We start from the raw sequence: 13,819 nt of genomic DNA on the forward strand, positions 1-13,819 counted from the left end.
TGGGGGTGTCATGCGCTCGCCCCCTCCGTACGGCGAGCCGGCTCCGCGATCGACTTGGTCTCGAGGTACTCCTCGAAGCCCGCCACGCCCATCTCGCGCCCGATGCCCGACTGCTTGTAGCCGCCGAACGGCACGTCCGGGCCGTACCAGATGCCGCCGTTGACGCTGACCGTGCCGGTGCGCAGGCGGCGCGCCACCGCGCGCGCCCGTTCGAGATCTCCGGCGTGGACGGCGCCGGACAGCCCGTACGGCGAGTCGTTGGCCAGGCGGACGGCGTCGTCGTCGCCGTCGTGGGGGAGCACCACCAGCACGGGACCGAAGATCTCCTCGCGGGCGGTCCTGGACCGGTTGGTGAGGCCGGTGATCAGGGTGGGTTCGATCCAGAAGCCGCGGTCCCGGTCGGGGCGGTGGCCGCCGGTGGCGAACGAGCCGCCCTCCGCGCGGGCGAGCCGCAGGTACGCCTCGACGCGGTCGCGCTGGCGGGCCGAGATCAGGGGGCCGCAGACGGTGCGGTCGTCGGCCGGGTCGCCGGTGCCGAGGCGGGCCATCGTCCGGGCGGTGAGGTGGACGGCCTCGTCGTGGCGGGCGCGGGGGACCAGGAGCCGGGTGGTGAGGGCGCAGCCCTGCCCGGCGTGGGAGATCGCGGCGAAGGCGGCGTACGCGCACGCCCCGGCGAGGTCGGCGTCGTCCAGCACGACACACGCCGACTTGCCGCCCAGCTCCAGGAACACCTTCGTGAGCGTCTCGGCGGCGCCGCGCATCACCGCCCGGCCCGTCGCCGTCGAGCCGGTGAACGAGACCAGGTCCACGCGCGGGTCGGCGGCCAGGAGCGCGCCGAGCGCGTGGTCGCGGCCGGTGACGATGTTGACGACGCCGGGCGGGAGGTCGGTCTCCTCGACGAGCAGCCGGCCGAGCACGGCCGCGCACCACGGGGTGTCGGGGGCGGGCTTGAGCACGACGGTGTTGCCCGCGGCCAGGGCCGGGCCGAGCTTGGCCAGGGTGATCTGGTGCGGGAAGTTCCCCGGGGTGATGGCGGCGACCACGCCCACCGGCTCGCGCAAGACGTACCGGTCGCTGGCGATGCCCATCGGCGCGGCCCGGCCCAGGTCGCGCGTCCACGCGTAGGTCTCGGCGAGGCCGGCGACCCAGCCGAGGTCGGCCACGGGCTGGTCGAGCTGCGCGCCGTGGGTCAGGAACCGGGGCGCGCCGGCCTCCCTGATCGTGAGCTCGCGCAGCTCGGCGGCGTGCCGTTCGAGGGCCTGCCGGAGCTGGCGCAGGCAGCGGACGCGCAGGTCGAGGTCGCTGGCCCAGCCGGAGGTGTCGAACGCGCGGCGGGCGGCGGCGATGGCCGCGTCGAGCAGGGCGGGGGTGGCGTCGGCGGCCAGGCCGATGACCTCCTCGGTGGCCGGGTCGATCGTCTCGAAGCGCCGGTCGCAGGTGACGGGCTCGCCGCCGATCAGGAGGGGGGAGCCGTGCTCCGCCCACGCGTCGAGCAAGCGACCGCTTGTTATGGACACGTGTCCAGACTACAGTTCACGAGAGACCGTGCAAGGGGGATCGAAGGAGGGACCCGTGTCCCGTGACGACTACTCCGGCGCGTTCGACCCCGGCTTCCGCTTCGAGGACCTGTCCAAGGCCGCGCTCGTCCGCCTCGTCAGGGAGTACGCGCTCATCGTCCACCTGCTCGACCGCTCCTCGCTCATCGCCGTCGGCATGAAGTACGGCCAGGAGGCCGTGGAGGAGATCGCCGTCCAGGAATGGCGCGGCGCCAGCCCCGTCTACACCCGGCGGATCCGCGAGATCATGCGGATCGAGGGCGACGGCGTCTCGGCCATCTTCAAGTGCCTGCAGCTCGACCCCGGCTTCGCCCAGCACTACATGGACGTCGAGTACGAGCTGATCGACGAGTCCCACGGCTTCTTCCAGCTGCGCACCTGCGGGGCGCTGCTCGACGTCGAGCCGTTCGGGGAGCGGGCCGTGCGCGGCATGTGCCACCACATCGAGGACGGCACCTTCGACTGGACCGCCCAGGCCGTCAACCCCAGGGCCCGCATCCGCCCGGTGCACCGGCCGCCGCGCGTGCCGGGCGACCGGGTGCCGCACTGCCGGTGGGAGGTCGTCATCGACGACGACACCGAGCCCGTCGGCGAGGCGCCGATCACCGCGATGACCCGCGCCACCACCGCCGCCCGCTTCCGCTTCCCCCCGATGCGCGACGGCACGCCCCACGTGCCGCGGCCGGATCGCGAGCCCGGCCGGCGATGAGTTCCGGCCGCGGGAACGGTCCTCCTGGTGACACGAGCAGAAGGAGTGGCCGCGGTGGACCTGTACAGCGTGGTGTGCGTGAGTGACGTGGCGGCGTCGCGCAAGTGGTACGAGGCGTTCCTCGGGCGCCCGGCGGACGAGATCATCGGCGCGGAGCTGCTGTGGCGGGTCGGTGAGAACGCCTGGCTGGTCCTCGACGACCGGGACGTGCGGGCGGCGCGGGTGGGCGGCACCATGATCACGCTCGGGGTGGACGATCTCGACGAGATCCTGGCCCGGCTGGCCGCGCACGGCATCGGCCACGAGCCCGTGGAGACGTACGGCAACGGCGTACGCCATGTGGAGATCCTCGACCCCGACGGCAACAGCCTGTCGCTCGCGCAGGCGCCCGTCTCATGACGCGGATTCGACCGAGCCTGGAGGGAACGGCGGATACCATCGACAGATGGCCGTCCCTGAGCTGATCCGCATCGCCACCCGTTCCTCGCCCATGGCGCTGGCCCAGGTGGAGCGCGTCCGGCGCGAGCTCGCCGCGTCGCATCCCGGCGTGCGCACGGAGGTCGTGCCGGTCACCACGTCGGGCGACAGGTGGCCGGGCGCGTTGTCGGAGCTCGGCGGCAAGGGCGCGTTCACGAAGGAGGTGGACGCTCTCCTGCTGGCCGGCGAGGCCGACCTCGCGGTGCACTGCGTCAAGGACGTCCCCGCCGACCGGCCGCTGCCCGCCGGCACCACCTGGGCGGCCTTCCTGAAGCGGGACGACCTGCGCGACGCTCTCGTGCACCCCGGCGGCCTCACCCTCGACGAGCTGCCGCCCGGCACCCGCATCGGCACGTCGTCGGTGCGGCGGGTCGCGCAGCTCGCCTCCTCGCACCCGCACCTGCGTTGCGTGCCGATGCGCGGCAACGCCAACCGGCGGCTGGAGAAGCTCGACGCGGGCGAGGCCGACGCGCTGCTGCTGGCCGTGTCGGGCCTGGAGCGGATCGGCCGCTCCGACCGGATCACCGAGGCGCTGCCGCTGGAGACGATGTGCCCGCCGATCGGCGCCGGCGTGCTCGCCCTGCAGTGCAGGGAGGACGACGAGCAGACCATCGAGGCGGTGGCCGGCCTGGGCGATCCCGACACCTGGCGCGAGGTGACGGCCGAGCGGATGCTGCTGCACGTCCTCCAGGGGCACTGCAACAGCCCGATCGCCGGCTACGCCCGCGCCGAGCGCGACGGCCGCCTGTCGCTGCGGGCCCGCGTCTTCAGCCCCGACGGCAAGACGGTCCTCGACGCGCACGAGTGGGCCGGCCCGCTCGACCCGGCCACGCTGGGCACGTCCGTCGCCGTCGCGCTGCTGCGCCAGGGCGCCCGCCAGGTCATCGACGCGATCCCGCACTGACGGGTCACCACAAGGGCACGGGCGTCTCCGTCCTCGCGTAGTAGCCGGGGACGGGGGCGCCGGACGACGCGCGCTCCAACCGCCGCCGCATCCCGTCCGACAGCACCCCGGCCTTCAGCATCTCGACGAACACGGCCGTGACGTTCCCCAGGTCGAACCAGTCGCGCTGCCAGCACCACCGCAAGCCGCCGCCGTACCGGAACCAGCTCCCCCCGATCCCCGGCACCTCGTACGGGCTGCCGTCCGGCCGGCGGGCGGCGGCGACCTGCTTCCAGAAGCCGACCACCTCGCCCCTGCGCTCGTCGATGAGGATGCTCTGGTACGGATAGGACCACCCGTCCAGGCCGCCCATCTCGGAGCCGAGGGCGAGGTCGCGGATCTCCTGTCGGCCGACGGCCATGAAGTCCTGGCCGGGGCCGACGTTCCAGCCGTAGGTGGCGTCCTCGGTGTAGAGGTCGGCGAGGGGGCGCCAGTCGCCGCGCTCCTCGCACCGCCGATTGGCCTCCAGCCAGCGCCGCACCATCTCCTCCAGCTCGTCACGCGCGTACACGATCAGCCTCCTAGCGTCAGCGCCCGGGTCGGGCAGTATCGGACGGCGGCCTCCACCTGGGCGCGCATCGACTCGTCGGGCTCCTCGACGAGGATGCGCACCTTTCCCGCGCGCGGGACCTCGAAGACGTCCGGCGCCTCCAGCTCGCACATGGCGTGCCCCTGGCACAGGTCCAGGTCGGCTTCGAGCTTCACGACCTGCGCCTGCGGTAGCGGACCCGGCACGGCCGGGCGAGCTGGACGACCATCTTGGAATGGTCGTCGCGGTAAGAATCGGGCGGCTGAGCTGGCTCGAACTCCCAGTCGCGCAGCAGCACCGAGAAGATCGCCTTGAGCTGGATCATCGCGAAGTTCGCGCCCACGCACCGGTGCCTGCCCGCTCCGAACGGCACCCACGTCCACCGGTTGACCAGGTCCTCCTCGCGCGGCTGCGCGTAGCGGGCGGGGTCGAAGGCGTCGGGGTCGGGGAAGTCCTCCGGGATCCGGTTGGAGACGGCGAGGCTGCATCCGACGAGCGTTCCGGCCGGGATGCGGTGCCCGAGCACCTGCTGCTCGGTCTTGGCGACGCGCAGCAGCAGGATGAGCGGCGGGTGCAGCCGCAGCGCCTCCTTGATGGCCGACTCCAGCAGCGGGATCTCGCGCAGCGCCCGGAAACTGACCTCGGCGCCGCCGGCGTACAGCTCGTCCAGCTCGGCCACGACGTCGCGCAGCACGGCGGGGTGGCGCAGCAGCTCGATCAGCGTCCAGGCGGCGGTGCCGGAGCTGGTGTGGTGCCCGGCGAACATCATGGAGATGAACATGCCGGTCACCTGGTCGGCGGTGAAGCGCGGCGTGCCGTCGTCCGCCCGGATCGACATGAGCACGTCGAGCAGGTCCCGCTCCTCCCTGGACGGGCGGGGCGCGGCGGCCCGGCCGCTCATGATGTCCTCGACGAGCGCGACGAGCCGGATCCTGGCGGCGTCGCGGCGGCGGAAGCTGTCGATGTCGGCGTACGGGTCCACGTACGCGATCGCGTCGGTGCCGCGCTCCAGGTCGTGGTAGAGCTCGGCGAAGCGGCGGTCGAGCTGGTCGCGGAAGCGCTTGCCGATCAGGCAGGCGGAGGAGGTGTAGATGGTCAGCTCGGCGAACCAGTCGAGCAGGTCGATCTCGCCCCGCTCGCCCCATCCCGCGACCATGCGCTCCACCTCGGCGGCGATCGTGGCGGCGTGCCCCTTGAGGAACGCGCCCTTCAGCGCCTGGTTGTGCAGGGCCTCGCGGCGCTGCTCGGGGGTGGCGTCGAAGACCACGCCGGTGCCGAAGATGGGCGTCATGAACGGGTACGCCTCCGCCTGGTCCAGCTCCTCGTCGGGGGCGCGGAAGAAGAACTCGTTCGCCTCGGCCCCGGACAGGAGCACGACCGGGCGCCCGGCGAGGAGGAACCGGCCGACGTCGCCGCACTCCGCGCGGACCCGCCGCATCAGCCCGATCGGGTCGCCGCGCAGCTCTTCCAGGTGGTCGGGGCCGCCGGAGACCACGGCCGGCTCCCTCACGGCTCGACCGCCCGTTCCGGCTGGACCTCGACCAGCGTGAGATGCACGCCGCGCGGCGCGGTCACCACCGTCACGATCACGGCCGCGACCTGTTCGGGCTCCAGGAAGTACGGGTGCCGGGCCAGCCCCCAGCCCACCCACTCCTCCAGGACGGCGGCGGTCGTCTCGGCGTCCCACGTCATGCCCATCCCCGTCAGCGTCGGGCCCGGCCTGACCAGGGACGTGCGCACGCCGCTGCCCTCCAGCTCCATCCGCATGGCGCGGGCCATGCCTTCGAGGCCGTTCTTGGCCGCGACGTACGCGCCCATGCGGGGCCGGGGCGAGGGCACCACGTCGGAGGAGACGAGGACCACGTCGCCGCGCGCCCTGGCCACCATGCCCGGCACCACCTGCGAGACCAGGCGGTGCGCGCCGACCAGGTGCACCTGGAGCTGGGCGGCGAACGACTCCGGGTCGAGCTCGTGGACGCGCGCGGCGGCCAGGTCGCCGGCGCCCGACACGACGATCTCCGGGTCGCCGTGCGCGTCGGTGGCCGCCGCCACGAACGCCTTGACCGAGCCGGAGTCGGCGACGTCCAGCGGGAGGGCGACCGCCTGGCCGCCGCGCTCACGGATGGCCGCCGCGACCTGCTCGCAGCGTTCCACGCGGCGGGCGCCGAGCGCCACGGGATGGCCCGCCGAGGCGAGCAGGGTGGCGGTGGCGGCGCCGATCCCGGACGAGGCCCCGCTGACCAGCGCGGGACGGCGTTCGGGGTGAGGGGCGAATCGGGGCATGGAGGACGGACCTCCTATCGGGGGGTGACGGTCACGGGTAACGAGGCGAAGCCCCGGACGTTCACGGAGTGCACGCGCACGGCCCGCTCCGCGTGCACGTCGTACGCCCGGACGCGGCGGACGAACTCGGTCAGCGCCAGCCGCGCCTCCAGCCGGGCCAGCCCGGCGCCCAGGCAGAAGTGCCGGCCGCCGCCGAAGCTGATCAGCGCCGAGGTGTCCCGGCCGAGGTCGTAGACGTCGGGCCGGTCGAACACCCGCTCGTCCCGGTTGGCCGACCCGACGAGCAGCAGCAGGCGCGCGCCCGCCGGGACGACCGTGCCGTGCAGCTCGGTGTCCTCGGTGACGGTACGGGCGATGAGCTGGCTGGAGGTGTCGTACCGCAGCGTCTCCTCCACCCAGGCGGGCACCAGGGCGGGGTCGGCCATCGGCCCGGCGAGCTGGTCCGGGTTGCGCCGGCCCCAGTACAGGGCGTTGGCGAGCAGCTTCGTGGTGGTCTCGTTGCCGGCCACGACCATGAGGAACAGGAAGGCGACCACCTCCTCGTCCGTCATGCGGTCGCGGCCCTCCCCGGCGGCCAGCAGCGCCGAGGTCAGGTCGGAGCGCGGCCTGCGGCGCCGCTCGGCCACCAGGTCCTGGTAGTAGCCGGCGAGCACGAGCGCCGCCTCCATGCCGGCCGGCGGGAGGTCGTTGAGCCCCTTCTCGCGGTGCACGACCAGGTCGGCCAGCCGCCGCACCTCGTCACGGTCGCTCTCCGGGACGCCCATCAGCTCGGAGACGACGTCCATCGGCAGCTTGCCCGCGAAGTCCGCCACCGCGTCGAACTCGCCCGCCTCCAGCGCCGGGCCGAGATGGCGGCGGGTCAGCCGCAGGATGTCGCCCTCCAGCTCGCGCACCCGGCGCGGCGTGAAACCCTTCGAGACCAGGGCCCGCATCCTCGTGTGCGCGGGCGGGTCCATGGCCAGGAACGACATGGTGCGGTGCGCCGCCGGGCCCCACGCGCTCGGGTCGAGCGAGACGCCGTTGGCGCTGGAGAACCGCTCGTGGTCGCGGAAGGCGGCCGACACGTCCGCGTGCCGGGAGATCGCCCAGAAGTCCAGCTCGTCGTTGCGGTACAGCGGCGCCCGCTCGCGCAGCCGCCGGTAGGCGGGGTACGGGTCCTCGTGGAGCGCGTAGTCGTACGGGTCGTACCAGGTGCCCTGCACGGCGACCACCACCTCAGAAGAGCAGCTCGGCCACCTCGGCGAGCCGGTCGGCCATCTCGGCGTAAGAGCTGTAACCCATGCCCGCGTGCAGGAGGGCCCCCGCGTACGCGAACTCCAGGGCGTTGAGCACACGCGCCTCCTCCGGCGTCGGCCGGGCGCCGCTGTCGGCGTCCGGCTTGAGCGCGGCCAGCAGGCGGCGGTGGATCGTCCGGCCGATGCGCAGCCGCAGCTCCCGCACGTCGGGGTCGGTGCCGAGCAGCGCGCTCGTGCACGCGGCGGCCAGCTCCGGCTCGTCGGAGACGAGCAGCGCGATCTCCCGCAGCACCGCGACGACCCGCTCCCGAGGCTGTCCCGCCGACGCGGTGACCGGCGGCAGGGCGCGCAGCCGCCGCCAGAACACCTCGGTCACGAGGTGGTTCCTGGAGGTGAAGTACGTGTACGCGGTGGCCGGCGCGACCCCCGCCCGACGTGCGACGTTGCGGACCGTGAACCCGTCGAACCCGGTCGCCCGGACCTCCTCCACGGCAGCGTCGGTGAGCCGGCGCACCGTGTCGGCCTGCCGCTCGGACAACCGGCGGCGGGTCGGCTCGGTCATCGCTTCACCGGACATGTGTCCAGACGCTAGTTCAGGTACGTGCCCGGCGCAAGGGGCGCTCCCTGACACAGAGGACGAAGGCGGAGATACGCTGCCGCAATGATCGTCAATCTCGTGCTCGCCGCCGCACTCACGGCGACCACCCTCACGCCCGCCACACCCGCCGCGACCGAACGCGTCTTACGGGTCTACAGCAACAACATCGAGAACCTCGTCCGCAACAACCCCGACGGCACCTGCACCCGCATCTCCGGCCCCGACCACCTCACCTCGATGCTGGTCGACGACGCCGGCGCGACCGGCACCTCCGGCGTGCGGGCCCCCGACCTGCTGATCGTCCAGCAGGTACGCGGGACCGGCCAGGCCACCGCCTACGCCGACCAGCTCTCCGCCAAGTTCGGCCACCCGGCCGGCACGTACAAGGCCATCGTCGCCTGGGACGACCCCGAGCCGTGGGGCGGCTCCCACCACTGCAGCCAGCAGGAGCTCGGCGACCTGAAGAAGAAGCAGACCAACGCCATCCTCTACAACACCAGGACGCTGAGCCTGGCCGCCACCTCGAAGTACTGGAGCGCCGGCTGGCTGAAGCCCGGCACCGCCTACGACAACGGGGCCGGCTGCACGCTGTACAAGCCGCCGAGCAACGACGACGGCGCCACGTACGCGTACAAATGGAAGCGCACCAGCGCCATCGCGGCGAAGTTCACCATCAGGGAGACCGGCACGACCGTGTTCGCCGCCACCATGCACCTGCCCGAGCAGAACGGCAAGAACGCGTGCGCGGGCGCCGGCGACACCGGCATCGCGGGCTCCGGCATCCACGTCGGCGCCGACGCCACCAGCCTCATGAACTCCTCCGCCATCCGCGTCATCGGCATCGACGCCAACCGCACCGGCATCGGCCCCGCCACGCTCGGCGGCTTCGGCATGACCGGCTACGGCGCGAAGGCGACCATGGGCACCAAGAAGATCGACTACCTGTTCGTCAAGGGGACGGTGCTGCCGTCGAGCGTCGACCACACGGTCAGCGGCACGAAGTCGAACCACCTCGCACTGTACGGGTTCATCTCCTACTGACCGGCTCCTACTGGGACCGGCTCCTACTGGGACCGGTTCTTACTGAGACCGGCGAGGTAGTCGCGCAGGATCGTGTGCGTACGCTCGGAGCTCCACATCGCCAGCACCTCGGGATCGTCCCGGTCGCGGGCGGCGCGGACGCGTTCGAGCGCGGGGGCGCGGAGCTGGCGCTTGGCGAAGGCGTACACGTCGGGCGGCGCCGCGCACAGCGCCTCGGCCCGCCGCAGCGCCTCCGCGAGCAGCCGGTCCGGCTCGACCACCTCGTGCACCAGGCCGATCGCGACGGCCCGGCCGGGATCCAGCCGGCCGGCCCCGAGCACCATCGCCTCCAGCGCCGGGCCGGCCGCGTGCCGCATGATCTCCAGCGGCACCGTGGGGAACGGCACGCCCGCCGCCAGCTCCGTCAGGCCGATCGTGCCGCCCGCCATCAGCCGGGCGTCGCACGCCGCCGCCAGCACGCACCCGCCGGCCAGCGCGTGCCCGTTCACCGCCGCCACCACCGGCCTCGGATGCTCGAACAGGGCCAGCGCCGCCGCGCTGAGCGCCGGCAGGAACCGCTCGACGTACTCTGGGCCGCCCTCGACGATCCGCTTCAGATCCACCCCCGCCGAGAACGCCCGGCCGCGGCCGGTCAGCACGACGGCGCGGGCGCCCGCGACGGTGGCCAGCGCCTCCGGAACGGCGGTCAGCAGCTCCAGGTCCAGGGCGTTCACCGGGCCGTGCGCCAGGGTCAGGACGGCGATGCCGGCGTGGTCGGCGGTCTCGATCATGGAGCGATCCTCCACCACATCATGTCACCTGGCCAGTGCTCCAGGCCCAGGCGGCGATCCCCACCCGGTTCGCGGCGCCGACCTTGCGCTGGATGTGCGCGATGTGCGTCTTCACCGTGCCCGCGCTGATCGTCAGCTCGGCCGCGATCCTCGCGTTCGTGTGCCCGCGCGCCACCAGGCGGGCGATCTCCAGCTCGCGGGCGGTCAGCGGATCCTCCAGTGGCGGAGGTGGCCGGCGGGTCAAGCCCCGCAGCAGGCGTACGGTCACCTGCGGGCTGATCAGCGTGTCACCCGCCATCGCCGCGCGCACCGCCTCCACCAGCAGCGCGGGGCCCGAACGCTTGAGCAGGAAACCGCACGCGCCCTCGCGCAGAGCCGTGTGGACGTACTCGTCCAGGTCGAACGTGGTCACCACGATCACCCGCGTCTCGGCCGCCAGCCGCCTGGTCACCTCCAGCCCGTCCAGACCCGGCATCCGGACGTCGGCGAGCACCACGTCGGGGCGCAGGTGGCGGGCCAGCTCCACGGCCCGCGCCCCGTCCGCGGCCTCGCCCACCACCGTCATGTCGGGCTGCGCGTCGAGGATCAGCCGGAACCCGATCCGCACGTCGTCCTGATCGTCGGCGAGCAGGATCCGCGTCGTCATCCCGCCTCCCGCGCTGATCGTCCTCGTGCCTTCCGCTCGGCCGTCATGCCGGGATCTCCGTGACGAGCCGCCAGCCGCGGCCGTGCGGGCCCGCCGTCAGGCTGCCGCCGCGGGCCTCCAGCAGGGCGCCCAGGCCGGACAGGCCGAAGCCGCCGATCCTGGTGCTCGGCGAGCTGCCGCCGCCGTCATCCTCCACCCGCACCCGCAGGACACCACCCTCCTCGCCGATCTCCACCACCACCATCGTGGCCCGCGGCGCGTGCCGGCGCACGTTCGTGAGGGCCTCCGTCACCACCCGATAGGCCACGGACGACACCTCCTGCCGCAGGTCCAGACCGGGCGCGACGGCCAGCTCCACCCGCACGTCCGGCGAGAACGCATCGGCCAGCCGCGCCAGCCCCTCGATCCCCGGCCCCCGCTCGCCCAGCGCGTGCACCGTACGGTCGAGCGAGGCCAGCGCCCGCTGTCCGGCGTCCTCGATGCGCCGCAACGCGTCGGCCACCGGCTCCGGCAGCTCGCCCGCCACCACCTGGGCGGCCTGCGCCTGCACCAGCATGCCGTTGACGTCGTGGGCGACGAAGTCGTGCAGGTCGCGGGCCAGCCCGAGCCGCTGCGCCCGGGTGGCCTCCTCGATCGCCCGCCGCCGGTCGTCGTCCAGCCTGCGCAGGTAGAGCCCCACCCCCGTGGCCGCCACGGCGCCCAGCGCCCAGGCCGCGCACGCGCCGACCACGAGCTGCGGCGGGCCCTGCCACACGGCCCGCAACAGGACGAGCGCCACCGCCGACCCGCTCAGCAGCGCGGAGACGGCCGCCTGACGGGCTGGGGAGCGCCGCACGGTGACGGCGGTGAGCACCACGAGCACCGCCGCCTCCGCCACCAGCGCCCCCGCACCGACCCCTGCCCTTCCGGTCAGCGGGTACGCCAGCGTGACGCCCAGCGACACCACCCCGGCACCCCCTGCCACCCGAGCGAGGGTGACCCGGCGCGCCACCCCATCGGTGAGACGCCGAGCGGCCACCCGCCACCCACCGCCACCACGGCCGACCGGCCGCGTCTGCACGCCGCTCGGGCCGCCCGGATCGGTCGGCCGCGCCTCTGCGCCAGCGTGGTTGGCCGGCTGCGCCCCGTGTCGCCGCAGCCGGCTGTTCTGTCGCGCCACTTCACAGGCGCGAGCCTAATCACGCCCCGCGACCGGGCCCGCGACCGGGCCCGTCGCCAGGTCCGGGGCGGGGGCCGCTGGTGGTGGGGCGCCCTGGCCGCAGGTGCGGCAGGTGCCGCGGCGGCGGAGGTGGTAGGCGAGGGTGGCGGCGGCCAGGGCGGCGCCCCAGAGCGGCCAGGTCAGGGACGGCGCCCACGTCGCCCACATGTCCCACTCGAGGTCGTTCGCGAACCGCAGCCGCCAGAAGGTCAGCCCGCCGGAGAACACGATCACCGACACGATGGAGGCGGGGATCACGGCCAGCATGGGCGGCACCCGCCGGCCCGCTCTGAACCAGATCCACCGCGGGTAGACCTCGCCCCACCGTTGCACGAGCCCGAGCGTGAGGATCGCCCCGCCCAGTCCCATCAGGCTCAGGAACAGCCCGGCCCAGCGCAGCCCCGACTCGTCCAGCCAGTGCCAGAACTCGTCGGTGATCCCCAGCGGGATGCCGGCCGCCCAGGCGAAGCGGCTGGCGTCGTAGCCGGCGGGGATGATCGCCGCGACCACCACCGCCCACCGCCCCCAGCGCCGCGCCGCCTCAGGGCTCGTCCACTGCGCGGTACGACCCGCGCCCCGCCCGCAGGTCGTGCACCTGCCGGACGTGCGCCGCTGGTAGGCGAGGGCCGCCAGGGCCCACAGCAGCCCGCCCACCAGCACGAGGAACAGGTTGACCCGTGACCACGGCACCAGCTCCGACATCGGCTGCCCGCCCGGCACGCCGGTGAAGGCCCACACGGCGAGCAGCGGCGCGTAGGCGACCAGCATCAGCACCCGGTTGTCGGGCACCACCACGGTCAGCCCGGCCGCCGCCGCCCACGCGAAGCCGAGCAGCACGGGCCGGCCCCGCCGCACGCCTCGCGCGATGGCCAGCCCGCACGCCGCGCCCAGGAGGCCGAGCACCGCGATCAGCGGCGCCGCCACCTCCCGGGTCGCCGCGCCGAGCACCGACAGGCCGGGCTCCCAGTCGGGGTCGGCCTTGCCGAACGGGAACCCGGTCCCGCCGAGCGCCCAGTACAGCCCGAGCGTTCCATAACACAGCGACCAGCAGGCCGCCGCGTACCCGGCCCAGCGGGGCCAGGTCGCCATGATCTTCCTCATGGCTCAAGCCTCGCGCCGGCCGGCCGCCGCGCCCATCCGCCGTTCGGCAGATCTCCCGCGCGGCGCGGTGCCGCTGATCAGTCCTTCGGCGGAGGAACGGTCACAGGTCGGCGAGGAAGTCCAGGGCGATCGCCCAGGCGCGCTCGGCGGCCTCGGCGTCGTGGTCGGGCAGGTCGGGGTCGGTGAACAGGTGCCCCACGCCCGGGTACCGGAAGACCTCCACGTCGGCCCTGGCCCGGCGCATGGTCAGGTACCAGTGGTTCAGCCAGTCGGCCGGCTCGTACGTGTCGGGGTCGGCGACGTGCAGCTGCACGGGCAGGTCGTCGGCCGAGACCCCGTCGGCCAGGTCGGAGGTGCCGTGCATCAGCAGCAGGCCGAGTGACCGCTCGTCGCCCAGCGCGAGGTTCTGGGCGATCGCCGCGCCGAGCGAGAAGCCCGCGTAGACGAGGCGTTCCTCGGACAGCGGGGCGGCGGCGGCCACCGCCCGCTTCAGCAGCTCGTCGCGGCCGATCTCGTCCTTGATCGCGATCCCCTCCTCGGCGGTGTCCACGACCCGGCCGTCGTACAGATCGGGGACGTGCACCTCGTGACCGGCCGCCCGCAACCTGTCGGCCGCCTGGTGGACGGCGGGGCGGAGACCGTACATCGAGTGGAGGAGGAGAACGCGTGCCATGCGCGCAGCTTAGCCACCGCGCGCGCCCGATGCTGCCAGGAGGCGGTGCAGGCCGGGGCC

General features: G+C 73.8%; 16 protein-coding genes. 4 read left to right on the top strand and 12 right to left on the bottom strand.

The features are described 5' to 3' along the window. Positions 1-8 precede the first annotated feature (8 nt). Complete coding sequence (locus tag KIS93_RS52945) at positions 9-1,496, bottom strand: aldehyde dehydrogenase (protein WP_080037528.1); 1,488 nt, start codon at positions 1,494-1,496, stop codon at positions 9-11. 76 nt (positions 1,497-1,572) lie between these two features. Here KIS93_RS52945 and KIS93_RS52950 point away from each other — a divergent pair, with 76 nt between their 5' ends. From KIS93_RS52950 to hemC, 3 genes are read left to right on the top strand one after another with little or no spacing between them, the layout of a single operon-like run. After that, positions 1,573-2,265 (top strand): hypothetical protein, encoded by a 693-nt coding sequence (locus KIS93_RS52950; protein ID WP_080037529.1) that lies wholly within the window; start codon positions 1,573-1,575, stop codon positions 2,263-2,265. A gap of 54 nt (positions 2,266-2,319) precedes the next feature. Further along, positions 2,320-2,664 (top strand): VOC family protein, encoded by a 345-nt coding sequence (locus KIS93_RS52955; RefSeq protein WP_080046572.1) that lies wholly within the window; start codon positions 2,320-2,322, stop codon positions 2,662-2,664. A 46-nt stretch (positions 2,665-2,710) separates the two neighbouring features. Further along, positions 2,711-3,646: a hydroxymethylbilane synthase gene (hemC, locus tag KIS93_RS52960; RefSeq protein WP_080037530.1), complete on the top strand. Its 936-nt coding sequence runs from the start codon at positions 2,711-2,713 to the stop codon at positions 3,644-3,646. Between the two features lie 4 nt (positions 3,647-3,650). Here hemC and KIS93_RS52965 read toward each other — a convergent pair whose 3' ends face one another. From KIS93_RS52965 to KIS93_RS52990, 6 genes are read right to left on the bottom strand one after another with little or no spacing between them, the layout of a single operon-like run. Next, on the bottom strand, positions 3,651-4,196 hold the full coding sequence (locus KIS93_RS52965; protein ID WP_222107980.1) for a nuclear transport factor 2 family protein: 546 nt from the start codon (positions 4,194-4,196) through the stop codon (positions 3,651-3,653). Positions 4,197-4,198: 2 nt separating this feature from the next. Continuing rightward, positions 4,199-4,390: a ferredoxin gene (locus KIS93_RS52970; RefSeq protein WP_080046574.1), complete on the bottom strand. Its 192-nt coding sequence runs from the start codon at positions 4,388-4,390 to the stop codon at positions 4,199-4,201. Continuing rightward, positions 4,387-5,709, bottom strand: a complete 1,323-nt coding sequence (locus KIS93_RS52975; protein WP_230466047.1) for a cytochrome P450 — start codon at positions 5,707-5,709, stop codon at positions 4,387-4,389. Before KIS93_RS52975 ends, KIS93_RS52970 begins: the two co-directional genes overlap by 4 nt. 11 nt (positions 5,710-5,720) lie before the next feature. After that, complete coding sequence (locus KIS93_RS52980) at positions 5,721-6,497, bottom strand: SDR family oxidoreductase (RefSeq protein ID WP_080037531.1); 777 nt, start codon at positions 6,495-6,497, stop codon at positions 5,721-5,723. A 14-nt stretch (positions 6,498-6,511) separates the two neighbouring features. Next, positions 6,512-7,708: a cytochrome P450 gene (locus KIS93_RS52985; protein ID WP_246005499.1), complete on the bottom strand. Its 1,197-nt coding sequence runs from the start codon at positions 7,706-7,708 to the stop codon at positions 6,512-6,514. Positions 7,709-7,712: 4 nt separating this feature from the next. Beyond that, positions 7,713-8,309 carry a TetR/AcrR family transcriptional regulator gene (locus tag KIS93_RS52990; RefSeq protein ID WP_080037532.1) on the bottom strand — a complete coding sequence of 199 codons (597 nt, stop codon included), beginning with the start codon at positions 8,307-8,309 and terminating at the stop codon, positions 7,713-7,715. Positions 8,310-8,393: 84 nt separating this feature from the next. Here KIS93_RS52990 and KIS93_RS52995 point away from each other — a divergent pair, with 84 nt between their 5' ends. After that, positions 8,394-9,371, top strand: coding sequence for a hypothetical protein (locus KIS93_RS52995; protein WP_080037533.1), 978 nt, complete (start codon positions 8,394-8,396; stop codon positions 9,369-9,371). Between the two features lie 23 nt (positions 9,372-9,394). On the opposite strand, the gene KIS93_RS53000 is transcribed toward KIS93_RS52995, so the two are convergent. The 5 genes from KIS93_RS53000 to KIS93_RS53020 form a co-directional block, all read right to left on the bottom strand. Further along, entirely contained in the window at positions 9,395-10,141 is a 747-nt protein-coding gene (locus tag KIS93_RS53000) for an enoyl-CoA hydratase/isomerase family protein (protein ID WP_080046576.1), read from the bottom strand. 19 nt (positions 10,142-10,160) lie between these two features. After that, complete coding sequence (locus KIS93_RS53005) at positions 10,161-10,787, bottom strand: response regulator (RefSeq protein ID WP_080037534.1); 627 nt, start codon at positions 10,785-10,787, stop codon at positions 10,161-10,163. Between the two features lie 43 nt (positions 10,788-10,830). Further along, entirely contained in the window at positions 10,831-11,751 is a 921-nt protein-coding gene (locus tag KIS93_RS53010; RefSeq protein WP_186404963.1) for a sensor histidine kinase, read from the bottom strand. A gap of 210 nt (positions 11,752-11,961) precedes the next feature. Then, positions 11,962-13,086: an NYN domain-containing protein gene (locus tag KIS93_RS53015; RefSeq protein ID WP_186404964.1), complete on the bottom strand. Its 1,125-nt coding sequence runs from the start codon at positions 13,084-13,086 to the stop codon at positions 11,962-11,964. Between the two features lie 100 nt (positions 13,087-13,186). Continuing rightward, on the bottom strand, positions 13,187-13,759 hold the full coding sequence (locus tag KIS93_RS53020) for a dienelactone hydrolase family protein (RefSeq protein ID WP_080037536.1): 573 nt from the start codon (positions 13,757-13,759) through the stop codon (positions 13,187-13,189). Between the last annotated feature and the right edge of the window lie 60 nt (positions 13,760-13,819).

The organism is [Actinomadura] parvosata subsp. kistnae (genome assembly GCF_900323885.1).
Classification (GTDB): domain Bacteria; phylum Actinomycetota; class Actinomycetes; order Streptosporangiales; family Streptosporangiaceae; genus Nonomuraea; species Nonomuraea composti.